Source organism: Paraliobacillus quinghaiensis (assembly GCF_003426025.1).
Taxonomy (GTDB): domain Bacteria; phylum Bacillota; class Bacilli; order Bacillales; family Amphibacillaceae; genus Paraliobacillus_A; species Paraliobacillus_A quinghaiensis.
The window spans coordinates 137,605-163,674 of the sequence record NZ_QJSH01000001.1 but is presented as its reverse complement, the minus strand read 5'-3'; the positions used below and the strand labels follow the sequence as shown (position 1 = coordinate 163,674).

General features: G+C 34.8%; 24 protein-coding genes. 3 read left to right on the top strand and 21 right to left on the bottom strand.

Annotated features, from left to right (window positions below):
* Positions 1-19: 19 nt before the first annotated feature.
* The 3 genes from D2K40_RS00805 to lpdA are packed head-to-tail and all read right to left on the bottom strand — an operon-like array spanning position 20 to position 3,452.
* Positions 20-1,003, bottom strand: coding sequence for an alpha-ketoacid dehydrogenase subunit beta (locus tag D2K40_RS00805; RefSeq protein ID WP_117151977.1), 984 nt, complete (start codon positions 1,001-1,003; stop codon positions 20-22).
* A gap of 17 nt (positions 1,004-1,020) precedes the next feature.
* Entirely contained in the window at positions 1,021-2,013 is a 993-nt protein-coding gene (locus D2K40_RS00800) for a thiamine pyrophosphate-dependent dehydrogenase E1 component subunit alpha (protein ID WP_117151975.1), read from the bottom strand.
* Between the two features lie 14 nt (positions 2,014-2,027).
* The gene (gene lpdA, locus D2K40_RS00795) at positions 2,028-3,452 is read right to left on the bottom strand and encodes a dihydrolipoyl dehydrogenase (protein ID WP_117151973.1); all 1,425 of its coding nucleotides are present in this window, start codon (positions 3,450-3,452) and stop codon (positions 2,028-2,030) included.
* A gap of 265 nt (positions 3,453-3,717) precedes the next feature.
* Here lpdA and D2K40_RS16575 point away from each other — a divergent pair, with 265 nt between their 5' ends.
* Positions 3,718-3,975: a Parvovirus coat protein VP1-like protein gene (locus D2K40_RS16575; RefSeq protein WP_308422890.1), complete on the top strand. Its 258-nt coding sequence runs from the start codon at positions 3,718-3,720 to the stop codon at positions 3,973-3,975.
* Positions 3,976-4,033: 58 nt separating this feature from the next.
* On the opposite strand, the gene D2K40_RS00785 is transcribed toward D2K40_RS16575, so the two are convergent.
* Complete coding sequence (locus D2K40_RS00785) at positions 4,034-4,855, bottom strand: squalene/phytoene synthase family protein (RefSeq protein WP_229666591.1); 822 nt, start codon at positions 4,853-4,855, stop codon at positions 4,034-4,036.
* A 277-nt stretch (positions 4,856-5,132) separates the two neighbouring features.
* On the opposite strand from D2K40_RS00785, the gene D2K40_RS00780 reads away from it, so the two are divergent.
* Positions 5,133-5,507: a hypothetical protein gene (locus D2K40_RS00780; protein WP_229666590.1), complete on the top strand. Its 375-nt coding sequence runs from the start codon at positions 5,133-5,135 to the stop codon at positions 5,505-5,507.
* Between the two features lie 222 nt (positions 5,508-5,729).
* On the opposite strand, the gene D2K40_RS00775 is transcribed toward D2K40_RS00780, so the two are convergent.
* The 3 genes from D2K40_RS00775 to D2K40_RS00765 form a co-directional block, all read right to left on the bottom strand.
* A complete protein-coding gene (locus tag D2K40_RS00775) occupies positions 5,730-7,397 on the bottom strand; it encodes a ribonuclease J (RefSeq protein ID WP_229666589.1) in 1,668 nt (555 codons plus the stop codon).
* A 200-nt stretch (positions 7,398-7,597) separates the two neighbouring features.
* The gene (locus tag D2K40_RS00770; protein ID WP_117151967.1) at positions 7,598-8,107 is read right to left on the bottom strand and encodes a hypothetical protein; all 510 of its coding nucleotides are present in this window, start codon (positions 8,105-8,107) and stop codon (positions 7,598-7,600) included.
* A 216-nt stretch (positions 8,108-8,323) separates the two neighbouring features.
* A complete protein-coding gene (locus tag D2K40_RS00765) occupies positions 8,324-9,280 on the bottom strand; it encodes a hypothetical protein (RefSeq protein WP_117151965.1) in 957 nt (318 codons plus the stop codon).
* Between the two features lie 210 nt (positions 9,281-9,490).
* On the opposite strand from D2K40_RS00765, the gene ymzB reads away from it, so the two are divergent.
* Positions 9,491-9,847 carry a protein YmzB gene (ymzB, locus tag D2K40_RS00760; protein ID WP_117151963.1) on the top strand — a complete coding sequence of 119 codons (357 nt, stop codon included), beginning with the start codon at positions 9,491-9,493 and terminating at the stop codon, positions 9,845-9,847.
* Positions 9,848-9,912: 65 nt separating this feature from the next.
* On the opposite strand, the gene glnA is transcribed toward ymzB, so the two are convergent.
* From glnA to D2K40_RS00690, 14 genes are all read right to left on the bottom strand, one after another.
* On the bottom strand, positions 9,913-11,250 hold the full coding sequence (glnA, locus tag D2K40_RS00755; protein ID WP_117151961.1) for a type I glutamate--ammonia ligase: 1,338 nt from the start codon (positions 11,248-11,250) through the stop codon (positions 9,913-9,915).
* Between the two features lie 25 nt (positions 11,251-11,275).
* Entirely contained in the window at positions 11,276-11,671 is a 396-nt protein-coding gene (locus D2K40_RS00750; protein ID WP_117151959.1) for a MerR family transcriptional regulator, read from the bottom strand.
* 172 nt (positions 11,672-11,843) lie between these two features.
* A complete protein-coding gene (locus D2K40_RS00745) occupies positions 11,844-13,097 on the bottom strand; it encodes a methionine gamma-lyase family protein (RefSeq protein ID WP_117151957.1) in 1,254 nt (417 codons plus the stop codon).
* 26 nt (positions 13,098-13,123) lie between these two features.
* The gene (hflX, locus tag D2K40_RS00740) at positions 13,124-14,347 is read right to left on the bottom strand and encodes a GTPase HflX (RefSeq protein WP_117151955.1); all 1,224 of its coding nucleotides are present in this window, start codon (positions 14,345-14,347) and stop codon (positions 13,124-13,126) included.
* A 65-nt stretch (positions 14,348-14,412) separates the two neighbouring features.
* Entirely contained in the window at positions 14,413-15,324 is a 912-nt protein-coding gene (spoVK, locus tag D2K40_RS00735) for a stage V sporulation protein K (protein ID WP_117151953.1), read from the bottom strand.
* A 164-nt stretch (positions 15,325-15,488) separates the two neighbouring features.
* Positions 15,489-15,713 (bottom strand): RNA chaperone Hfq, encoded by a 225-nt coding sequence (hfq, locus tag D2K40_RS00730; protein ID WP_117151951.1) that lies wholly within the window; start codon positions 15,711-15,713, stop codon positions 15,489-15,491.
* Positions 15,714-15,749: 36 nt separating this feature from the next.
* Positions 15,750-16,685 (bottom strand): tRNA (adenosine(37)-N6)-dimethylallyltransferase MiaA, encoded by a 936-nt coding sequence (gene miaA / locus D2K40_RS00725; protein WP_117151949.1) that lies wholly within the window; start codon positions 16,683-16,685, stop codon positions 15,750-15,752.
* A gap of 108 nt (positions 16,686-16,793) precedes the next feature.
* On the bottom strand, positions 16,794-17,246 hold the full coding sequence (locus D2K40_RS00720; protein WP_117151947.1) for a Dps family protein: 453 nt from the start codon (positions 17,244-17,246) through the stop codon (positions 16,794-16,796).
* Between the two features lie 90 nt (positions 17,247-17,336).
* Positions 17,337-19,202 (bottom strand): DNA mismatch repair endonuclease MutL, encoded by a 1,866-nt coding sequence (gene mutL, locus D2K40_RS00715; protein WP_117151945.1) that lies wholly within the window; start codon positions 19,200-19,202, stop codon positions 17,337-17,339.
* Positions 19,203-19,204: 2 nt separating this feature from the next.
* Positions 19,205-21,802 (bottom strand): DNA mismatch repair protein MutS, encoded by a 2,598-nt coding sequence (gene mutS / locus D2K40_RS00710; RefSeq protein WP_117151943.1) that lies wholly within the window; start codon positions 21,800-21,802, stop codon positions 19,205-19,207.
* A gap of 376 nt (positions 21,803-22,178) precedes the next feature.
* Entirely contained in the window at positions 22,179-22,736 is a 558-nt protein-coding gene (cotE, locus tag D2K40_RS00705; protein ID WP_117151941.1) for an outer spore coat protein CotE, read from the bottom strand.
* A gap of 297 nt (positions 22,737-23,033) precedes the next feature.
* A complete protein-coding gene (locus D2K40_RS00700; protein WP_117151939.1) occupies positions 23,034-23,411 on the bottom strand; it encodes a YlbF/YmcA family competence regulator in 378 nt (125 codons plus the stop codon).
* A 1-nt stretch (position 23,412) separates the two neighbouring features.
* Positions 23,413-24,990 (bottom strand): tRNA (N6-isopentenyl adenosine(37)-C2)-methylthiotransferase MiaB, encoded by a 1,578-nt coding sequence (gene miaB / locus D2K40_RS00695; protein ID WP_117151937.1) that lies wholly within the window; start codon positions 24,988-24,990, stop codon positions 23,413-23,415.
* 147 nt (positions 24,991-25,137) lie between these two features.
* A complete protein-coding gene (locus tag D2K40_RS00690) occupies positions 25,138-26,064 on the bottom strand; it encodes a dipeptidase (RefSeq protein WP_117151935.1) in 927 nt (308 codons plus the stop codon).
* Between the last annotated feature and the right edge of the window lie 6 nt (positions 26,065-26,070).

The following is a 26,070-nucleotide window of genomic DNA, read 5'->3' as shown; positions in this document are numbered from 1 at the left end:
TCATCTATTATTATATAACTTAAAATTCAGCTAAATCACGCATAGCAGCTTCAACTTTTTCTGGATTTATCATAAATTCTTTTTCTAATGGTTGTGCATAGGGCATTGCTGGTACATCAGGTCCAGCTAAACGTTTAATTGGAGCATCTAAATCAAATAAACAATGTTCACTAATTATTGCTGCAACTTCTCCAATTATACTTCCCTCTTTATTATCTTCTGTTATTAATAAAACTTTTCCTGTTTTTGAAGCTGCCTCTTTTATTGCTTCTTGATCCAATGGATAAACAGTTCGCAAATCCAATATATGTGCATTAATGCCTTCTTCAGCTAATTTCTCAGCAGCTTCTAGTGCAAAATGAACACATAAACCGTATGTAATAACGGTAATATCTGATCCTTCACGTTTCACATCGGCTTTTCCAATTGGAAGTGTATAATCCGTTTCTGGCACCTCACCTTTGATTAGTCGATATGCCCGCTTATGCTCTAAAAAGAGCACTGGATCATTATCACGAATAGCTGCTTTTAGAAGGCCTTTTACATCATATGGTGTTGAAGGCATGACAACCTTTAAACCTGGTTGATTTGCGAATATAGCTTCAATTGACTGAGAGTGATATAAAGCACCATGCACGCCACCACCATATGGTGCGCGAATCGTGATAGGACAATTCCAATCATTATTAGAACGATATCGTATCTTAGCAGCTTCTGAAATGATTTGATTGACGGCTGGAAGAATAAAATCAGCAAATTGCATTTCTGCAACAGGACGCATTCCATACATTGCTGCTCCAATTCCAACACCAGCAATTGCAGATTCAGCTAACGGTGTATCTATTACTCTTGCTTCTCCAAATTCATCATAAAGACCCGCTGTCGCACGAAATACACCACCATTTTTACCGACGTCTTCACCTAGTACAAATACTTTATTATCAAGTTTCATTTCTTCCTGTAATGCTTGGGTTACCGATTGGATATAAGATAATACTGGCATAATAACTTCCTCCTCCCCTATTTTTCATATACAAAATCATAAATAGATTGTGGGCTTGCGTATGGAGCAGACTCTGCATACTCTGTTGCTTCATTTATTATTTCTTTTAATTCCTTTTCAAGTTCGTTTTCAATCGATTCAGTTAATATATCTTGTTCACGCAGGTATGAAGCAAAAGTCAACACGCCGTCCTTTTCTTTGGCTTTCTGCACTTCTTCTTTAGAACGGTACTTACTATCGTCATCATCACTTGAGTGAGGTGTTAATCGATAAGCAACAGTCTCAATTAAGCTAGGCCCTTCCCCATTTCTAGCACGATCTGCAGCTTTTTTAACAGCTTGATAAACAGCCAAAGGATCATTTCCATCTACTGTTATCCCTGGCATCCCATAACCAATTGCTCGATCAGATATATTTTCACAAGCGACTTGCTTATCTAATGGTACTGAAATAGCATATTGGTTATTTTCAACCATAGTAATGACAGGTAATTTATGAACAGCAGCAAAATTTAATCCTTCATGGAAGTCACCTTGATTTGATGAACCTTCACCGAGCGTTACTAAACTAATAATATCTTTGTTCTCCATCTTTGCAGCTAAAGCAACACCTACAGCATGTGGTACTTGGGTAGTCACTGGTGATGAATTAGTTAACATTCGATTTTTCTTTTGACCAAAGTGTCCTGGCATTTGACGCCCACCTGAATTTGGGTCTTCTGCTTTTGCAAATGCTTGTAGCATTAATTCACGTGCTGTCATTCCAAGAGCTAATACTACACCGACATCTCTATAATATGGTGCAGCGTAATCTTTATCGCGATCTAAAGCAAATGCAGCTCCTACTTGTTGCGCTTCTTGACCTTGACAAGAAACAACAAAAGGTATTTTTCCTGCACGGTTTAATAGCCACATACGCTCATCTACTCTTCTCGCTAATAAAATCGTTCGATACATATCTAACACATCTTGATCTGTTAAACCTAACTGAACATGTCGATTTTCACTCATGATAATTCCTCCTTTTATCCATGAATCTTTATTCCATTGACATCAAGTGCCGCTTCAGCCATTGCTTCGGATAAAGATGGGTGTGGGTGAATTGTTTCTCCAATTTCCCATGCTGTTGCATCTAGCACTTTGGCTAACCCTACTTCCGAAATTAATTCCGTCACATGCGGACCAATCATGTGAACACCTAAAAGGTCATTAGAGTTTTGATCTGAAACAATCTTAACAAAACCATCAACCTCTCCATATACAAGTGCCTTACCTATTGCCTTAAAACTTACTTTACCTGATTTAACTTTATATCCTTGATCTTTTGCTTGTTTTTCCGTTAGGCCAATACTCGCAATCTCAGGATTAGCGTATATACAAGTAGAAATACTTTGATCATTTAGTTGAAGTGGTTTTTGGCCAGTGATATGTTCTACTGCATATTTCCCTTCATGTGATGCTACATGCGCAAGTTGCAACCCACCAACACAATCACCAATCGCATATATATGAGATTCTTTTGTTTGATAATGCATATTTGTTTTTATGAATCCAGCTTGATCAAGTTGGATATCTGTATTTTCTAAGCCAATTTGTGCAGTATTTGCTTCTCTGCCAACTGCCACAAGCATTTTATCTGCTGTTAATGTTGTACGCTTATTATTATGTTCAACCTGAATGTTTGTCATATTTGCTTTTTCTACTGAATTAGGAATAACAGACGCCTCTGTTAAAATCTCAATTCCTTTTTTCGTTAGTAATCGTTTCATTTCTTTTGCAATTGCACTATCTTCAGTAGGTAAAATTTGCTTTTCATATTCAACAAGTGTTACTTCTACTCCAAAGTCTGCTAGCATAGATGCCCACTCGACACCTATAACACCAGCCCCAACTATAATGATTGATTTTGGTAATGATTCGAGCTCTAGTGCATCATCTGAAGTCAAAACATGGGTACTATCTGGCTCAAGACCTTTCAAGATTTTTGCTTTGGAACCTGTTGCTATAATTACATTTTTACTAATTAACATTTCATTATCAGAACCATCATTCATTTCAACAGAAACAGTACCTGCTGATGGGGAAAAAATAGATGGTCCTAAAATTCGTCCATATCCATTAAATACATCTATTTGCCCTTTTTTCATTAAATCAATTACACCTTGATGTAACTGATTGACAATCTGTTGTTTGCGTTCCTGTACTTTTACAAAGTTAAGATCAATTGCTGAAGCATCAATACCATATTTAGATGCTTCTTTTGTTTGTCTAAATACTTCTGCACTTCTTAATAAAGCTTTTGAAGGGATGCATCCTTTATGTAGACATGTCCCTCCAAGCTTATTTTTTTCAACTATAGCTGTTTTTAAACCTAATTGAGAGGCACGGATAGCTGCAACATACCCTCCGGTACCACCTCCTAATATGACTAGGTCATAATTTTTGGTCATAAAAATCCCTCCTGATTCTATGAGTAAAAAAAGGAAGCTTACTTCTAATAAACTTACATTTTTTAGGTGTTTTATTTGATATGCATTTAATTAACTATTGAGTTTAATATATAACTTACCTCTATCATATTCTCCTTCAAAGAAAAGGTCAACTACCTATAATTTTTATCATCTGAAAATCCAACTTTTTTTTTATCTTAACGAACCAAATGTAGCTGAAAAACCCATGCAACCCTAACTTTAAGGCATAGAATAAATAAAGGGTATGAAAGGAGGATATACTATGCCTTGTTTACCTGGATATCGTTATTGCGGACCATATTGCAGTGGACCTGGCTCCCCCACCAATATACTTGATAGATTTTGTATGGAACACGATGGGTGCTATCGTATTTTTGGTAATAAAAAATATTGCGACGACATTTTCCTTAGGGAATTACAACCCTATATTTATCGACACGACAAGTTGGGAAGAGATGCATCATTAATGTACCGTGCAATATTACTAAAACAACATTTATAAAATAAGAAGCAGTGCCAATAATTACTTTGCACTGCTTCTAGGCTTTGTTATATGCCAATTACTTTGTTATCTCTCCAACGATTGTTTCTACTTCTTTTCGGGAAATCTTTTCTCTTCCGTTTTTTAAGGCTTTGAGTGTTTTTTCTGCAAGTGCTAAAGGGATTTTACAGAACAAAAGGATATTGCGGTTATTAATATCCTTCATATATTTTTTTCCTAAACTTAAATTTTGGGTTGCATAATGAAACATATCATCTAATTCCCATTCATCAGGAATAAAATTCACGCCGCGTTCATGATCTTCTTGCTGATTTCGCAATATATTTACAGATTGCAAGCCTCTCCCAAAAGCAATTGCAAGGTCTGTATCTGTCTCGGTATTGTCATACCATTTCCATATATCTGAAAGCATAACTCCTACTAAACCTGCAACATAATATGTATAATCATTCAGTTCTTCTTCACTTCTTATATACCAACCCTTACCTGCCCAGTCAGCCATACCATTCGCCATTATACTTGTTGACTCTTTTACTTTACCAACTATTCCTTCAGGACAAATCATAATCCAGTCACCTAGTCGCAAAGTAACTTCTGGTAAGATAGATTCATATTCTTTAAGCAATTGACGGTATTTAACCACATCAAATCCATTTTCATTATTTAACAGTGCGCTAGTAGCGTATAACAACGCTTGTTTTGTTTTGGGATCAAGCATCTCATGATCTTCAATTTCATCAATTGCGCGCATGCACAAATACGCAGACGCCACCGTGTTCTTTAAGGTAGGTTCTAATAGATTAATCGGTATATAAAAGGTTCTGCTTGTAAGTTTAAGTACATGCATCGCCTCTTTATGAAGTTTCTTATTCTCAATCAACTCTTTTTCCTCCTCTAGACTTTGTGTTCTAGTAACTATTTTCATTTAATTCATCTATAAAACCAATCACTAAATTTTTAACCACAATTTTATTATAACTATTGTATCATATCTTTTTTCGATGAAAGAGGGTTTCTTTTTAATTTCATTTTTATTTAATGCTTTAAATGTAGGTTGATCGGTATTAATAAAGTTTTTAAATAAAAAATCATCTTATAAACAGGCACGTACATTGTCTAGATGAATATCCTATATTTTGAAAGGAGATGAAGGGATTTTGAAATTTGAAAATGAGCATTTAAATAATGAGGAGTTACAGACAAAAGATATGTATAATCAATGTAATCATTACATGCATCACCACGTACTACTAAATAATAAAGATGGAAGTTCTATTGATGGGATTATTGTAGATGTAGATGTTACTAATATTACTGTATTAGTTGGTGAGGATCTTGTGGAAGACGAGATGGATTATCGGTATGGCAGTTATGGTGGCGGATATTATAATCGTCCTCCTAGAAGAAGATTTAGACGCTATCGACCACGACGATTCCCATTAGCTGGTTTAGCAGCATTATCATTGTTCCCTTATGCATTTGGTTATCCAGGTTATAATCCGTACCCTTATCCTCCATACCCATATTATTAATAAGATTTGCTAACTATGTTGGCATCAAGGTTTTGTTTAAGTTGAGTGTTCAAAAATAAAATGTCCAATTTCTAGAATGGGATGATGTACTGTAAATATCTTTTATTCACAGTACATTCATCCTGTCCAATAGGTTAACATCAACTTCTGGTAACTATTCAAATAACTTTTAATATAGAAGTCTCATTTAGTTTTAATGATTGATTGAAAAGATTTAATTAATTAAACTTCAATAATGATTGGAAGAATCATTGGTTTCTTCTTCGTTTGATTAAATATATATTTGCCTACGGATTTTCTTATATCTTGCTTAATGGCCCCCCATGAATTCTCATTGGATTTTTGTTGGCCCATAACCGTTCTTGTTATAAGATTATTTACATCTTCAATTAATTGTTCAGATTCTCTCATATAGACAAACCCACGTGATATTGTGTCTGGTGCAGAAATTAATTTCTTCTCAGTCTTACTCATCGTTAAGACAATTACTAACATACCATCTTCAGAAAGCTTTTTTCTATCTCTTAACACAATTTCCCCAACATCATCAATCCCAATTCCATCGACATAAGTATTCCCTGCTGGAATTTTTCTAGTTTGACGTGCAATTGTTGATTCAATATCAACAACATCACCATTATCAATAATAAATGTGTTTTCTTTCGCCACACCGATAGACTCAGCTAACAAACAGTGCTGATGAAGCATACGGTATTCCCCGTGTATCGGAATAAAGTATTTTGGTTGCATAAATGTCAGCATCAATTTCAAATCTTCTTGGTAACCATGTCCAGAAACATGTAGTCCCTTAGAGCTTTCAGAGCCATAAACAACCTTAGCACCGAGTGAAAATAAGTTATTGACTATCTTTGAAACATTCTTCTCATTACCCGGGATTGGCCCAGCAGCAAAAATAACAGTGTCTCCAGGTAAAACCTCAACACCTCGGAAATTTCCAGTAGATAACCGTGAAAGAGCTGCAAGGGGCTCTCCCTGACTACCTGTACAAAGAATTGTTACATTTTCCGGAGCAAACTCATTGATTTGATCCTGCTCAATTAGCATTCCATCCGGAACATCTAAGTACCCATGTTGCATAGCAACATCTACAACATTTAGCATGCTTCTTCCAAGTAGCACTAGCTTTCGATTCGTTCTTTTTGCAGCATCAACTATTTGCTGTACACGGTGAATATTTGATGCAAAAGTTGATATAATGACTTTTCCCTTAGCTTTAGTGAAAGCTTCTATCACATGTTCGCCTACCATTTGTTCAGATGGTGTTAAGCCAGGGCGCTCAGCATTTGTACTTTCTGATAACAGTAGTAGTACACCTTCCTTACCAATTTCCGCCATTTTGTGAATATCTGATTTTCGATCATTTGCGGGCGTTAAATCAAACTTGAAGTCACCAGTATGAACAATATTCCCTTCAGGTGTTTTAAACACAATACCTAAACAATCAGGAATGCTGTGACTGACTTTGAAAAAACTAACAGAAATCTGATCAAATTCGAGATTTGAATCTGGGTTCACTTCAATAAGTTCTGTTTCCCGGAGAATTTTATGTTCTTTCAATTTAAGCTCAACCAAACCTAATGTGAAACGTGTTGCATAAACTGGTACATTTAATTTTTTTAAAAAATAGGGTGTCGCTCCAATGTGATCTTCATGTCCGTGTGTAATAATTAATGCTTTAACTTTATCTTTATTTTCTAGTAAGTACGTAATATCAGGAATAATCAGATCAATACCCAAAAAATTTTCATCAGGAAACTTATTCCCACAATCAATCACAAAAATATTGTCATTATATTCAATGGCATACATGTTTTTCCCTATTTCATTTAAGCCACCGAGACCGAAAACAGATATTGTATTTGCGCTCAAATTTAGTTCCTCCTATCATAAATAATACTTTAGTATGTCCCAAGTTTTTTATAATATTAGCACTTAACTAATATTAAATTGACTAGAACATTTAAACTTAAAGAGAATTATTTGAAATGGCTATTAAAGCACAACAATAAAAAAGCAGTTAGTCAGTATAAATACTGACTAACTGCTTTTAAGTAATCATAAAATAATTCTTATTGAACTTCTATATCTCCAGTTACGTCACCTTCTGACAAATCAGCTGATTCTTGATACTCTTCACTTGCAAAGTAAAGATTACCATCGATTGTTGCTTTTGGAATACTAAATCCATTAGCTTCTACGTAAACATCTCCCGCAAATGTACCACCTTGAATTCTAGTGTTCTCGTTTTTTATTGTGATTTGTGGTGCTGTTAATGTGAATGAAGCTGTAATGTTACGATCTTCGTCTTGCGTGTATAATGCCAATTTACGTGCTGGTTCATCTCTATGTTTAAATCCACCTGTCAAAACAAGTTCTTCTTCAGTAGCTAAATCATCTTCAAAAATGATAATCCATGCTCCATCATCGCTAATACCGTTTAATAAGCTTTCTTCATCTTCTGCTAATATCTCAGTTGCACCTGTAACTACATCTTCTCCGTTTGCTTCCTCATCATCCCCACTACAAGCTGCAAGTAACCCAATAGATAACAATATAACTGCTAATGTTTTCCATTTCATAATGTGATAGCCTCCTAATTTAATAATTATGTGACTCATTACACATAATATTCTAACATAACTTACTCTAAAGTATATGTACAATATGTGAAAAAGTGAACAAAAATAGTTAATAATTTCTTAAATTATGGCATACTTTTATTTTTAGTATAATACATAAAAAAAGTAGCTGATGTCTTAGCATCAACTACTTTTTTTGACTTTTTAACTTAAAAATTATTGAACTTCTACATCTCCAGTTACTTCGCCTTCAGATAAATCTGCAGATTCTTGATACTCTTCACTTGCAAAGTAAAGGTTACCATCAATTGTTCCTTTTGGAATACTGAATCCATTAGCTTCTACATAAACATCTCCTGCAAATGTACCACCTTGAATTCTAGCATTCTCATTTTGAACGGTAAGTTTTGGTGCTGTTAAAGTATATGAATCTGTGATGTTACGATCTTCATCTTGCGTGTATAACGCTAACTTACGTGCGGGCTCATCTCTGTGTGTAACTCCACCTGCTAATACAAGTTCTTCTTCAACAGTTAGATCTTCTTCAAAGATAATAATCCAAGGTCCTTCTGCTGTTAATCCACTTACTAAAGAGTCTGCATCTTCTACTACTAATTTTGTTGCACCTGATACTGCATCTGCTTCTTCTCCACCTTGAACTTCTACAGTTCCAGTGACTTCACCTTCAGACAAATCTGCAGATTCTTGATACTCTGCACTTGCAAAGTAAAGGTTACCATCAATTGTTCCTTTTGGAATGCTGAATCCATTAGCTTCTACATAAACATCTCCTGCAAATGTACCACCTTGAATTCTAGCATTCTCATTTTGAACCGTAAGTTTTGGTGCTGTTAATGTATATGAGTCTGTAATGTTACGGTCTTCATCTTGTGTATACAATGCTAATTTACGAGCTGGCTCATCTTTATTTGTAAATCCACCTGCTAAAACTAGTTCTTCTTCAACTGTCATATCTTCTTCAAAAATAACAATCCATGCACCGTCTTCGCTAATTCCATTTAATAAAGAAGCTTCGTCTTCTACAATTACTTGTGTCGCACCTGATACCGCATCTTCATTATTTTCTGCATCGCTACTTGTTTCCTCGTCAGATCCACAAGCTGCAAGTAGTCCTAAAGATAATACTAATACTAATAATGTTTTCCACTTCATAAATATTTCCCCCTAAAAAGTATGTAATTAACTTCACAAACTATTCTACCATAAAATGATAATTAGTGTGTGTATATTTTGTGAATTAATGAACTTTCTTTGTTTTTAAGTTATTCTAATTTATAAACTTGATTTCTTTTATATCAATTAAAGAATCTGTGTGTATCATTACAAAAAGCATGGAAAACATAAAAAAAAGGAGGGAACAAGATGACGCAGCAGTATTTAACTATCGAGGAATTTAATACGTTACTGAAGAATTGGGATGGAAAAAAAGTTAAAATATCAAAAACTGAACTGGAAGATCAGGATGTAACAATAATGGATTTGAGTTCTATTACTTATTCGAACAACACTAGAAGAATTGATGACTACGAACCACAGCATGCTTTGCGGTTAAATGGTTCTGGAGAAATTTTAACCGATGAAAACGACCTACAGCCTTTCCCATCGGATTATTATGAGATACCGCTTGAAGATTCTACAATATACCAATACAATAATGAACAGTTTTTTCTAATCACAGACAGGGGAAACTATACAATTGAACTTGCTCAAGAAAATTAACTAGTCCAATAACTTAAGATAAAAAAACTCCTTAACGCCTGTTAAAGCGATAAGGAGTTTTTTTATTAGTATTGTTGCATGTATTGTTCTCTTTCCCAAGGGTGTACTTGCGTACGGAACATATCCCACTCAATTTCTTTTGATTCAACGAAATGTTCGAATAAGTGCTCACCTAATGCTGAAACTATTACTTCATCCTTTTTGAGCAATTGTACTGCATCATAAAGTGTTGCCGGAAGATCTTTAACACCATTAGCTTCTCTTTCTTCTTTATCCATAACATAAATGTTACGATCAACAGCTTTAGGTGCTGCTAACTTTCTCTCAATTCCATCAAGACCAGAAGCTAACAATACAGACAAAGCTAAGTATGGGTTAGCTGCTGGATCTACACTACGTACTTCAACGCGAGTACTCAAACCTCTTGATGCAGGTACGCGAATAAGTGGACTTCTGTTAGTGCCAGACCAAGCTACATAACATGGCGCTTCATAACCAGGCACTAGACGTTTAAATGAGTTAACCGTTGGATTTGTAACGGCTGTAAAGCTTAGTGCATGATCGATAATACCAGCAATAAATTGATATGCTGTTTCACTTAATTGCAAATGGCCTTTCTCATCAAGAAATGTATTAGTTTTACCTTTAAATAAAGACATATTACAGTGCATACCAGAACCATTAACACCAAATAAAGGCTTAGGCATAAATGTAGCATGTAAATTATGCTTTCTAGCAATTGTTTTAACTACCAACTTAAACGTTTGAATATCATCAGCATGTTTAATTGCATCAGCATATTTAAAGTCGATTTCGTGTTGTCCAGGAGCAACCTCGTGGTGAGAAGCTTCTACTTCAAATCCCATTTCTTCTAGTTCTAATACGATATCACGACGACAATTTTCACCTAGATCTGTTGGAGCAAGATCAAAATAGCCCCCTTTATCATTTAAATCTAATGATGGATTACCGTTTTCGTCAAGCTTGAATAAAAAGAACTCTGGCTCAGTACCAATGTTAAATGCAGTAAATCCTAACTCTTCCATTTTTTTAAGGTTACGTTTTAAATTATAACGAGGACAACCTTGGAAAGGAGTACCATCTGGATTATAAATATCACAAATAAAACGTGCAACTTTTCCTTTATCTGAAGTCCAAGGGAATACTAAGAAAGTATCTAGGTCCGGATATAACTTCATATCAGACTCTTCAATTCTAACAAATCCTTCAATAGATGAACCATCAAATGCCATTTCATTATCAAGTGCTTTATCTAGTTGACTTAGTGGAATTTCAACGTTTTTAATTGTACCGAGTAAATCAGTAAATTGTAATCGAATAAACCGAACATTTTCCTCCTTGATTTGTTTTTTTATCTCTTCTACAGTATAATTTTTTCCCATGCTTTCCTCTCCTTTTATATATCTTTTAATGGAAAAACCGTGAAAGTTCTCCCTGTCGTAACGAAGTTTTGCCTAATCGACCTGCTTCTAATAGTTCCCTATGCAACATTTTTCGAAGTTCCTTTTCTGTTAATTCAGGTGTTTGTTGTTCATCCTCCACCTCTACCGTTTTTGGTAAAGCTTTTATGGATAGGACTTGTTTTATTCCTGCTAAGTTAATTCCTTTTTCAATAAGTTCCTTTATTTCTAAAAGACGATCTACATCATTAAAAGAAAATAACCTTTGATTACCATCTGTACGAGCAGGATGAATTAAATGGTGCTCTTCGTAATAACGAATTTGTCTAGCTGTTAAATCAGTTAAAGATTTTACTATACCAATGGAAAATAAGGGCATTGAACGTCTATCGATATCGCTCATGACTGTCACCCCTTCCTAATTTGCTTTTCCATACTTCTATTATACATATGGAAATATAATTGTCAACACGTGTTAGCTTTCTTTACATAAAAATAATCAGAAAATTATATTTTTTATAAAGGTTAAAATATAAATCTCCATATTTCCCATTGATTAATTACTTTAATATTTATTATTTTAAATCATTGATAGTAAGATAGCCTTTTTCTGCAAAACTTTTAACCGCTTCTATTATCGCAATTTTCACATGTGCATAGATTAATCCACCTTGTACAAACGCAGTATATGGCGCGCGAATTGGCCCATCTGCTGTCAACTCTAAGCTTGCTCCTTGAATAAAAGTACCTGCAGCCATTATTACATCACTCTCATATCCAGGCATAGGAGCCGGATGCGGGGTTACGTGTGCGTTAATTGGTGAGGCTTTTTGAATTGCTTGGCAGAATGCTACCATTTGCTCTGCAGTATCGAATGTAACAGATTGAATTAAATCGGTTCGTTCTGTATCAAAAGCTGGCGTTGTAGTAAAACCAAGTGATTGCAGCATTCTAGATGTAAAAATTGCACCTTGCAAAGCTTCACTTACAACATGCGGTGCAAGGAATAAACCTTGGTACATCTCTTGTAGCATACCTAAACTTGCTCCTGTTTCTTTCCCTAAACCAGGAGCTGTTAATCGATTTGCGGCTAACTGAATAAGATATGATGACCCAACTATGTAGCCACCCGTTCTAGCAATACCACCACCAGGGTTTTTAATTAACGAACCAGCAATAAGGTCCGCACCTACATGTGTCGGCTCCTTTTCTTCAACAAATTCTCCGTAACAATTATCCACGAAAACAATTAGGTCATCTTTTATCGACTTAACAAACGTTATCATTTCTTCTATTTCAGGAATAGTAAATGATGGTCGGTCCGCATATCCCTTTGATCGTTGGATACCAATTACTTTTGTTTTATCATTGATACTGTTTCTAATAGCTTCCCAATCAACTTCACCTACCTTTGTTAAAGGTGTCGCTTGATAATTAATACCGAAATCCATTAATGAACCATTATTACTCCCGCGTACTCCAACTACTTCTTCTAGCGTATCATACGGTGCTCCAGTTATGTACAACAAGCCATCTCCAGGACGTAAGATACCAAACAACGCTGTTGTAATGGCGTGTGTTCCAGAGATTAATTGTGGGCGAACAAGCGCATCTTCTGCACCGAAAACCGAAGCATAAACCTTCTCCAGCCCTTCCCTTCCAAAATCATCATATCCATAACCGGTCGTCGGATTAAAATGAGAATCGCTGATTTTTTGTGTACGGAAAGCATTTAAGACACGTAATTGATTACGCTCTGCTCTTTCTTGGATTTTTTTTCTTTCACTCTCAATGTCTTTTTCTACACTTTCAATATGTTGCTCTAACATTTAATTTACTCATTCCTTTTCCCTTTTTAGCGATAATGTAATGGATGATCCGTTGGCATGTATCCTTCTAAACGATACGCTTCTATTTCTGGATCAAACTCATCTTTTTCCAGTATGGTATGTTGTTTATAAAGTTGTAATTTTTTTCCTTCATTAGCTGGAATCACAGTATTATAAAAATCCCAATGTTCTTTCAACTCTTGCTCTGTTTTTTCTAACATTTTTTTACGATCAATTTGATCATAAGCACTAATAATAATAGATGGATGAGTTGATGGAATAAACTGCTCTGTTAATAGATCCTTTTTATTATAAATAGTTAACATTGGAATCTGGTCTGCTTTCAAATCTTGTAACAATTTCACTACAGTTGCTTGATGTTGTTGATGATCTGGATGAGCTGCATCGACAACATGGTAAATGAAATCTGCTTCAGTTACTTCTTCCAATGTTGAACGAAATGCAGCAATCAAAGCAGTAGGTAAATCTTGCATAAAACCTACCGTGTCAGTGACAATTGCTCGTAAGCCAGATGGGAATTGCATTTGTCTTGACATTGGGTCTAATGTTGCAAACAATTGATCTTGTTCAAAAGCATCACTCTTGGTTAGCCGGTTAAATAAAGTTGATTTACCGGCATTTGTATATCCTACAATTGCAATCTGAAATGCTTTATTCGTTTTTCGTCGTTTACGATATTGCGCTCGCTGATTAACTACTGTTTCTAATTTCGCTTTTATTTCATCAATACGGCGATTTATGTGACGTCTATCTGTCTCTAATTTTGTTTCACCTGGCCCACGTGTACCAATCCCACCACCTAGACGTGATAATGCTTGTCCTTGTCCGTGGAGTCGAGGCAACATATATTTGTATTGTGCTAACTCAACTTGTAATTTACCTTCCTTTGTCTGCGCACGATTAGCAAATATATCTAAAATTAATTGGCTACGATCAATAATAGGTACTTCAAGATGTTTTTGTAAATTTCTCATCTGTGTTGCCGATAATTCATCATTTGCTATAATGATGTCGACTTCTAATTCTTCTATTAATGTTTTAATCTCTTCTAATTTTCCCGAACCAAGATAAAGAGCGGGATGAGGATGATCCCGCTTTTGCATAATAATATCTGCGACTCTGCCATCTGCTGTCTCAATCAGTGATTTTAATTCTTCAATGGAATAGTCTAAGCGACTTTCATCATCTGTTTGTTGTTGGACTGCTATAATTAGTACGTTTTCTTGCATTATTTGACCTCTTTTCATTTAACCATCTTCTTTATTGTAACAAAAAAATTGCTTCTGTACGTTAATTATTCAATTATTATGTCATTTGATGTCAGCAACATTAACTCATTGACTGTATAATGTTCCTTTTTAATTAATCGAATAGCGTGTTTGCGTATAGCCTGTTCTATTATATTACGGATTAACCGCGCATTTGCGAAATTCTCCTGATAATTCGATTGTTTTGTTTTAGACAGATAGGACTTAAGTTTCCATTCCGCTTCCTTGGATAAGTGATAATCTCTTTCTTTTGTCATTTTATGTGCAATTTTAATTAATTCATCTATTGAATAATCATCAAAGTCTAATACAATCGGAAAACGGGAGGCTAAACCTGGGTTCATTGACAAGAAGTAATCCATCTCCATCGGGTACCCTGCTAAAATTAAAATAAAATCATCATGATGATCTTCCATTTGCTTGACTAATGTATCTATTGCTTCTTTCCCGAAATCCTTCTCCCCACCGCGCGCTAGAGCATAGGCTTCATCAATAAATAGAATACCACCAAGTGCCTTTTCAACTAAACTTCTCGTTTTCTTCGCAGTATGACCGATATATTCGCCAACAATGTCTGCTCGTTCTGCTTCAATAAAGTGACCTTTTGACAACATGTTTAACTCATAAAATAAGGTTGCCAATTTTCTAGCTACTGTTGTCTTCCCTGTACCAGGATTCCCTTTAAACATCATGTGTAAAACTTGTTTTTCTGTTTTCAATCCTAATTCTTGTCGATGTTGATTAATTTGCACATTTGCATATATCTCTTTCACATTTTCTTTTAATTCCGCCATCCCCACGAAGTCAGCCATTGCTTGGTCTACAGGTTCAAAAGGATTAAAAGCTCTTTCGTTATCTGCTTCCTTTTTTTCACGTTGGTCGTTTAACACAATATTAATTTGATTTTGTTTAGGAAAAGAAGAAACTTGAGATTCCAAATTAATCACCCCTTACCATCCCCATTATACGTTGAGAGCGCCCAGTGTGTGACAAACGCCTATATGTACACAAAAAATAAACAACAGTAAAAAAACTCCATCAAATTTTGATGGAGTTTTCCTATAATGTATGCGGTGACTAATATATTGTCTCAAATTATATACTATTCTTTTTCTAACGTAACATTTTTCACTGGTGCAAATGTTGAAATCGCATGTTTAAAAATTAATTGTTGTTTTCCATCTGTATCCAATAAAACTGTAAAATTATCAAATGCTTTAATAGTACCTCTTAATTGAAAACCATTTGTTAAAAATACAGTTACCTGAATATGGTCTTTACGTAATTGGTTTAAATATTGATCTTGAATATTCACAGATTGCGACATGTTGTTTCCTCCTCTTTTTCTCTACTTAGTTTATTTCTACTTTTTTTCAATCATTCCTGCTAAATCATCTAAAATATTTTGAAATTTTTTATCTTTCTCTTCGGGGTTTACTTCATACCAATGTACATCCATTTTATTTTTAAACCAGGTAAACTGGCGTTTTGCATATCTTCTCGAGTTTCGTTTTAACAATGAAATGGTCTCATCTAAAGATTGTGTCCCTTTAAAGTATGGGATAAACTCCTTATAACCAATTGCTTTCATTGCTTGCGAATTTTCTAGCCCCTGATTGTAAAAATCAAACACTTCATCTATTAATCCGCTTTCAATCATAAGATCCACACGTTGATTGATTCGATTATACAGTAATTCACGATCCATTTCCAGTCCAATTATAATTGGATCATATGGTGAAGTTTCACTTTGGCTAGCATGATGTTCAGTCATTGTGACACCAGTCCGATCGTAAACTTCTAGCGCTCGTATAACTCTTCTTATATTATTTGGATGAATCTTCTTAGCTTGCTCTGGGTCAATCTGCTCCAACCTTCGATAGACAACTTCTATTCCTTGTTCCTCTATTTCTCTCTCAATCTTTTCGTGATATGTATCGTCTCTTTTATCATCGGCAAATTGGTAATCATATAAAGCGGCCAATATGTATAAGCCAGTACCGCCCGCGATTATTGGAAGTTTACCTCTTTTACTTATTTTATTAATATGATGCCTTACTTCACTCTGAAAATCAGCAACGGAAAAATTCTGATCCGGCGTTTTAATGTCAAGCAGATAATGTGGAATGCCTGCTTTTTCTTCTGATGTAACTTTAGCGGTGCCTATATCCATTCCTTTATATATTTGCATGGAGTCACCACTTATCACTTCACCATTAAAACGTTTAGCGATTTCTACACTAAGCGCAGTTTTTCCTACAGCTGTTGGTCCTACTACTGAAATAACAGGTTGTTTCATCGTTATTCTCCTTACCATTTTCCGTTAGTCTTTGGAACTTTATTATACAGGATTTAAAACAAAAAAAAAGAGCCTATGAAACAATAGGTCTTCATAGGCGTGAACATCTTATTTTGATTTTTGATAAGCTTCTAGCATCCATACGTATTTTTCTAATTTTGTTAACATCCCTATCAATAAATCTTCTGTTGGGAGATCATTTGCATTCCCTGCTTCAGGGATTACTTTTTCACGAATTTCCTTGATAACTTGACGATAATCTTTACTTAAATGTCTTACAATTTCTGCTTCCTCATCATCAGCTTCTGCCTCTTTTATACTAGTTGTTTCAAGATATTTTTCCATTGTAGCAAATGGTTTTCCGCCAATTGCTAAAATACGTTCTGCTAGTTCATCAAAATCTTTAGCTAACTCCGTATAATGCGCTTCAAAGACTTCATGTAACGTAAAAAATTCTGATCCCTTAACATACCAATGATAACGATGAAGCTTAATATAAAGTACTGCAATGTTTGAAAGTTCATGGTTTAATAACTGAACCAACTTTTTATTTTCTTGCATACAATCACCTAACCTTTTATTTTTAGCTTTTGGTTAAGCATTTGTATTTATACATAAAAAATGGTTGAACCTAATTACCGAATGATTCAACTACATCACACGCTTAAACATCTTTTCCATCTCATACCCTGAGAAATGAATAATAATTGGTCGCCCGTGTGGACAAGTGAATGGATCAGTCGACTTTCGTAAGTCTTCAAGTAATTGAAACATATCATCTTTATTTAAATAACGATTTGCTTTAATTGATCGTTTGCAAGACATTAAAATTGCAGCTTCTTCTCGTAATTTAGCAATATCAATTTTTTCTTCTTCCATTACTTGTTCAACAATATCTCGAATAACTTCTTCTTCAAATCCTTTCGGAAACCATTGCGGATGCGCTCGAATGATATATGTTTGCTGTCCGAAGTGTTCAAAAAATAAGCCTACTTCTTTTAGTTCCTCTTGATATTGTTCAATTAATAGTGCTTCTTGTTTCGAAAAGTCGAATGTCAACGGTAATAATAGTTCTTGCAACTCATTAGGTACATCACCAATTTTATCTCTAAAATATTCATATTTAATTCTTTCTTGAGCAGCATGTTGATCAATCATATATAGGCCATTTTCGTTTTCTGCTACGATATAGGTACCATGGTGCTGTCCAATAGGATACATGACAGGAATACGTTCTGCTTTGTTTTCTTCCTGATTCAAATGGTTTTCCGGGGTACTGTTAACTGTTACTTCTTCTGGCTCTGTAAACACCTCTTCTAGGTCATAACCCGCCATAGATTCTAATGCTGCTCCTTGAGCAGATTCAAAGGCAGCTTGGTCCACTTTCGTAACTGACTCTACTTCGGAATGTTCTCTATTATTAAAATTTTTATCTTCTACAGGACTTGATTGCTGTTGATAATCAAATAAAAATGAGTTCTGCTTACTTTCAACCCTTTCACGCTTTGCTTGTTGGGCGTTATTAGGAATAAGTGTTTCTTTTCTGAATGCTTGTCTAATTGTTTCTTCAACTGCTTGAAATAGTTCCTTTTCTTTACTAAATCTTACTTCTAATTTAGCTGGATGGACATTGACATCGACTAATATTGGATCCATCTCTATTTCCAGAACAACGATAGGGTTACGTCCAATAGGTAACAGCGTATGATATCCATTAGCAATTGCCTTATTTAGTGCAATACTACGAATATAGCGACCATTAATGATGGTAGAAATGTAGTTTCTAGATGCACGCGTTACTTCTGGTTTTGCAATGTAACCTTTAATTGAAAAATCGAGCGTTTCATAGGAAACTGGCACCATTTTTTTTGCAACACTAATTCCATAAACTTGGGCTATAATTTGAATTACGTCTCCACGACCAGTTGTTTGAAATAGATTTTTACCATTATGATAGAGTTCAAAGCGAACATTTGGATAGGAAAGTGCCATTCGATTGACAACATCCGTAATATGCCCCAGTTCTGTGTAGATCGTCTTCATATATTTCAATCGGGCTGGTGTGTTAAAAAATAATGCGTCAATCGTAATTTCAGTACCTTGTCTTGCATCACTTTTATTACGCTCAACAATCTTTCCACCCTCTAACTTCAATACTGTTCCCGCTTGTCCACCTGTTGATGTTTTTAAGGTTAGCATGCTGACTGCTGCAATCGAAGCAAGTGCCTCTCCACGAAAACCTAATGTTTTTACATGAAACAGGTCATTTTCATTACGAATTTTACTGGTTGCGTGTCGAGCAAATGAATGTTCCGCATCTTCAGGACTCATTCCTTCTCCATTATCCGTAATCTTAATTTGCTGTAAGCCCGCTTCTTCAACTTCAACTTTTATTGCAGTACTATTTGCATCAATACTATTTTCAAGTAATTCTTTAACAACAGATGCTGGACGTTCTACTACCTCTCCAGCTGCGATCTTATTAGCAAGTCCATCTGGCATCGGTAATATTTTCACCGTTAATCCTCCTCATTTGCTAGTCGTTGCAAGCGATATAATTCATTCATTGCTTGCATCGGAGTCATTTCCATTATATTTATTTTTTTCAGTGACTTTTGCAGCTGTTTGTCTGCTTTTGATTTTGTAGCGACTTCACTACCACTTGCTTTTTTCTCACCCACAAAAAAGCTTAATTGCTGATCATCATCCAGTATCCCTGTTGGTTGTATTTTCTTTGTTTTTGGTTCCTCTAATTTTTCTAAAATCACACTAGCGCGTTCAATTAAAGGTCCTGGTAATTCAGCTAGTTTTGCTACATGGATACCATAACTTTTGTCAGCAGCACCATCTTGGATTTGGTGTAAGAAGACTACTTTCCCTTCAAATTCCTCAGCTCGAACATGTACATTTTTAAGCTGATCTAATGATTTATCTAAAGTAGTTAATTCATGATAATGTGTCGAAAATAATGTCTTTGCTCCGACATTGTCATGTACATATTCGATAATCGCTTGCGCAAGTGCCATACCATCATAGGTACTTGTTCCACGACCAATTTCATCTAACAAAATTAAACTATTCTCTGTTGCATTTGTGATCGCATGTTTAGCTTCAAGCATTTCAACCATAAATGTACTTTGTCCTGCGACTAAGTCATCGGCTGCACCAATTCGCGTGAAAATTTTATCAAAAATAGGTAGTGAAGCTTCATCACAAGGTACAAAACAGCCAATTTGTGCCATTATGGTAATCAAAGCAAGCTGCCTCATATACGTACTTTTACCAGACATATTAGGTCCAGTTATTAATAAAATATCAGTTGCTTCGTTCATATTGACGTCATTTGGTACATACATATCATTTTTCATCACTTTTTCTATGACTGGATGGCGCCCGTTCTCAATCTTGATTTGTCGTTCATTATTAAAAGTCGGACGATTATAGTCATGTAACTCGCTAACTGTAGCAAATCCTTGCAATACATCAATTTCACTAATTTTTTCTGCAAGAGCCTGTAGGTGTGGAATAAATTCTTTTACTTGTTCACGTAGTTCAGTGAATAAATGATATTCCAAATCCACACTTTTCTCTTCTGCTTCTAATATAAGGGTCTCTTTTTCCTTTAATTCTGGTGTTATATAACGTTCAGCATTGGTCAATGTTTGCTTTCGCTCATATTTCCCTTCAGGTAACAAGTGAAGGTTTGCTTTGGTTACTTCAATATAGTAACCAAACACACGATTATAACCAATTTTTAATGATTTAATATTTGTCTCTTGTTTTTCCTTTTTCTCTAATTGAGCAATCCATTGTTTTCCATTCCTTGAGGCATCACGGTATTGATCGAGCTGGTTATGAAAACCATCTTTAATAATACCACCCTCTTTAATTGTCAATGGAGGATCTTCCACAATACTTTGATCAAGCATATCGTGTAATTCTTTTAAAGAATTTACACCATTACCTAATGCTTGTACCTCTTTATTTTCAAATTGTTTTAAATTATTTTTTAATTCAGGTACTTTTGCTAAAGACAACTTTAACTGCTGTAAGTCACGCCCATTTACATTCCCAAATGCAACACGGCCGCAAAGGCGTTCTAAGTCATATATCGATTCTAATGTATCTCGCAATGCTTCACGTTCTAAAAATTGCGCCATGAAGCCTTCAACCATGTGATAACGGTGTTCAAGTAAGGTTTGCTGTAATAATGGTCGTTCCAACCATTTTTTTAGTTTACGAGCTCCCATTGCGGTTACCGTTTTATCTAGCACCCATAATAAACTACCATGTTTTCCTTTACGCATAATAGTTTCTGTTAATTCAAGGTTACGCTTAGAATACATATCCAATGCCATATATTGTTTTAATTCAATGGTTTGTACCGGTTTAAGATGATCTAAACTTCGTTGCTGCGTTGATTGAATGTAGGTTAGCATTCTACCAAATGCTTGCTTCAACCTTGAATCTGTTAATTCCTCGACTAAAGATTGAAAGGATTCTTCAATTTCGGTTGATTCAGCATAGGATAAGGTTATTTGAAGACGTTCAGTTAGATCGTATTGATAGCGTTTATCCAATTCCTTAGAAACGACTATCTCTTTGATTGGTCGGTTAAAAAGTTCACCTAAAACTTGATCCCATCCACTATTCACTAACGCAACGCTGTTTTCACCTGTTGACAAATCGTTATATGTTATCGCAAATATATCTGCGTCATATTGACTTATACTAGCCAAATAGTTATTTTCTTTTTCATCTAACATATTTCCTTCCATCACAGTTCCAGGTGTTATTAATTGAACAACCTCACGCTTTACCACACCTTTTGCATCCTTGGGATCTTCTACTTGTTCACATATCGCAACTTTATAACCTTTTTCAACTAAATTTTTTATATAATTAGCTGCAGAGTGATAAGGTACACCACACATCGGAATTCTATCTTCTCCACCACTATTTCTGCTTGTCAAAGTAATCTCAAGTTCCTTGGATGCTTTAATCGCATCATCAAAAAACATTTCATAAAAGTCACCAAGTCGGAAAAACAGGAAACTATCTCTGTATCCTGATTTTACTTTTAAATATTGTTGTATCATCGGCGTAAATTCTGCCATCATTATTCCCCCAACACGTCCGAAATTTCATTCTTATATTATAGCATATCTGCCTATTATTTTTGCAGCTTGACTTTATACTTGTACAATTTGGATAATCAAATGCCCCTTTTGTTAACATAGAAAATATTTTAATATTCAGATTTGATATAAAAAGCGCAATAACTAGTAAAGTAAGTTACCACTCCTCAAATGAAATTAGCTCCCTTTCCGCAGGCACGGCCTCAACTAATTTTTAGAAGAAAAGCACTTCTAAAAATGGATTTTCGGCTCGCTAATTAGTGCAGAGTTTATTTAAAATTCGTCATAAGCAAATCTTTTTAAAAATGCCAAAGAAAAAAGAGTGTGATTAGTTACTTCACACTCTTCGGGAAATTTATTTATCCTTATCTAGGAAATCTGGATCAAGACTTTCAAATTCATCATCTGCTAACTCAAGATCCCAGTCGTCATCGTCTACTACTACACCACTTGGGTCAACTTTTACAGTAACTTTTGTATCCCCAATAACTTCAACTAAAAATTCACGCTCAACTTCTGCAAGAATTTTTTGATCGTGTCCTGCAATGGTGCACTCTAAACAATTCGGTTGTTGTAATACTTTAGCAAAAACTTCTGCTTCATCTCCCAAAGTTTGTTTATCTTTCACAGAAAGTTTAATTTGATCTGTATACGTTACACGTTCTGTTACCACTTCTGTTTTTGTGTTGTCGTTGTAAGAATACCATACATTGACATCATAACTGCCGCTAACTTCTACTAATCCATTTCCTTTTCTTTTGGCATGATACAAATGATTGATTATCCAACACCCCAAAATGCTAGATGGCTTATGTGTTGGCGTGATTTTATTTGTATCTTGAACGAATTTACGCCCTTTTCCAATAACTGCCTTGGTAATGATCTCTCGATATTCATGATCAAGGAAAGACATAAAACTATAACCTCCTCTTTATTCATACTCAGTTTATGCAGGCTAACTACCTAAAGTGCATAAAGTAAGTTCACTTCCTTTTTGATAAGTAGGCCTGCACAGTTTCTAGTTCATCGTATGCATTTGCCTATGAAAGTTTACAAATGATTTGCAAAAAAGTGAAATTATTTTGAATGTGGATATTAAAAGTAGTGTGTTAATACTATGTAGCTGTTTAAATTTATGAATTTATCAAGTTAATAATGTAAAAAAAGACTAACAAATTAATTTAAAATTTGTTAGTCTACACAGCCAAACTTATTTTTTAAAAGCGGACGCATCTTCCATTTCAGTTGTAACTTCTTTTGAAATGGTTTCTGAAATTACTTGTAGTAAATCATTCACAACCACTTGAGACTCTTTAAACTCTTGTACAATTGGAATCTCATCAATTTCTGCTTGTAAATCATCAATTTCTGCATCTACTTTTTTCAAAGCCTCTGTTTTACCATACGCTTGAAAGTTAACAGCTTGCTTTTGTAAAGCTTTCATATTATTGATCAATTTTTTTATTTTCTTATTGTCATTCAATCGTTCTTCCACTTGTTTAAAACGATTTATTTCTTCCATATCTGAAATTTGATCAGCAAGTTTGTCAGCCTGAGCTAATACTTCTTCTTTAGTATAAGATGTCATATTATAGTACCTCAGCCACTTCTTCTACAAGCTCACCATTTAAAGACCATGTTCTTGCTTCGGTAATTCTTACGTTAACAATTTTTCCGATTGTTGATTTTGGAGCCTTAAAATTAACAAGCTTATTTCTTTCTGTATAACCTGAAAGTACATCTGGATTCTTTTTACTTTCACCTTCAACTAAAACTTTTACAATTTCACCTTCGTATTTCTGCATTGCTTGTTTGGCTTGCTCATTAACCAATGCATTTAAACGTTGTAGGCGTTCCTTTTTCACTTCCATTGGAATATTGTCTTCCCACTTTGCTGCTGGAGTACCCTCACGTGGTGAATAAATAAAGGTATAAGCTCCATCAAATCCAACTTCACGAACAAGTGTCATTGTTTCTTCAAATTGTTCATCTGTTTCATTCGGGAAACCAACAATAATATCCGTTGTTAGTGTTGCGTTTGGCATTCCTGCACGAATCTTACCGACTAATTCTAAATAGCTTTCACGTGTGTAACGACGAGCCATGACACGTAATACTTCTGAGCTACCTGATTGTACTGGTAAGTGGATATGATCTAATAAGTTTCCACCTTTTGCAAGCACTTCAACCAAATGATCATCAAAGTCACGTGGGTGGGAAGTTGTAAAACGAACACGCGGAATATCAATCTTGCGAATTTCATCCATCAGTTGTCCTAAACCATACTCAAATTCTAAATCTTTACCATAGGCATTCACATTTTGTCCGAGTAAGGTAACTTCTTGATAGCCCTGTGCTGCTAAGTGACGTACTTCTTGAATAATATCTTCTGGTAAACGACTTCGTTCTTTTCCTCGTGTATAAGGCACGATACAATACGTACAGAATTTATCACATCCATACATAATGTTTACCCAGCCTTTGATTTTACCTTTACGAACTTTAGGTAAGTTCTCAATAATATCGCCTTCTTTAGACCATACTTCCAAGACCATCTCTTTACTAAACATCGCTTCTTTTAATAAACTTGGTAAGCGATGAATATTGTGTGTTCCAAAAATCATATCGATAAACGGATGTTTTTTAAGGATTTTATTTACTACTGATTCTTCTTGTGACATACAGCCGCATACTCCGATGATTAAATCAGGTTTTTCTAATTTTAATGGCTTCAAATGACCAATTTCACCAAACACTTTATTTTCTGCATTTTCACGTATTGCGCAGGTATTAAGTAAAATAACGTCTGCTTCATCGGTATTATCTGTTGTTTCGTAGCCCATTTCAGTTAATAATCCAGCCATCACTTCCGTGTCATGTTCATTCATTTGACAACCATAAGTACGGATTAAAAATTTCTTACCTTCTCCAATACGTTGCATCTCAGCAGGGATAGAAAAGTCATAATGTATTTCTACATCTTCACGCCTTCTTTTTTTCGCTTTTTTTAGATTAGGTGGTTCATAGGTAGATTGAAAGTATTTACCAATCAATTCATCTGATTCCATGTTTTTAAGTCTATCTAAATTAGAATCCAGGTCGGATTTTACGTCCGTTGGATTTTCTTGTTTAATTTGATTGGCTTCTTTACGTTGCTGTTCGTTCATTTAAGCAACACTCCTTTCATATTTTACTAGTTAATATATGGCTTAATACTAACCACTCCAATTTTATTATTATACCAAGTATTATTGGTAAAGACAAAGAGTTTTCCTGATCAACAATTAAGTCAGATCATTATATCAACTACTGAACTACCCTTTTATTCTAGGAAATTTATTAATGAAATTTAAATATGTAATTTTTTTTAATTGTTCATTCGATATTCTGTATTCTAATTCATTCATCACTACCTGATAATCAGTAATATCTTCCAACCCCTTAATGTATTCTTCAATCCCATCAAAATCTGACCCAAAACCCAAACAATTCTCTGCGCCTATATTCAAGTAATAAATGATATGTTCGATTAAATCTTCATGGGTAACTGTTGCTTTCTTACTAGTAAATTGCGGAACAAAAGTAACACCTATCCATCCCTTTTTTTCAATTAACAATTGAATTTGTTGATCATCAAGGTTTCTACGATGATCACATATGGAAAATGCGTTGGAGTGGGAAGCCATTACATAATCTGCATGTTTCATTACATCAAAAAATCCATTATATGAAATGTGTGAGACATCAGTCCAGATTTGTTCTTTATTTAACAATTCAATTACTTCTTCCCCAAAACTACTTATACCTGCACCTCTTTTCTCACCAATTCCATCACAAACAGCATTTGCATTGTTCCAAGTTAAACCAACTGCTCTAACACCTAAACGAATTAACGTTTTTAACTTGTTAAGATCACGACCAATCGCATGACACCCTTCTAATGTTAGTACCGCTCCCCGCTCATGTTCTTTTAACAAAAGTAAATCATTTTTATTTGAAATAAATTTTATATCATCATACGGTTTAATAATTTGATCAAAGAAGATATTAACCATTTCTAATGCTGCTTGAAATTGAAACTCTTCCGGAATTTCTTCTGGTATAAAAATTGCAAAGCATTGTACTTTGACTGGGCTTCTTCTCCACATCAGTTCATTTATTTGTAACCTATTGCTTGTTGCAAATGACACTTTTTCTGACCAGAGTTTTAATAACACATCACAATGTGCGTCGATAATCACATTTAT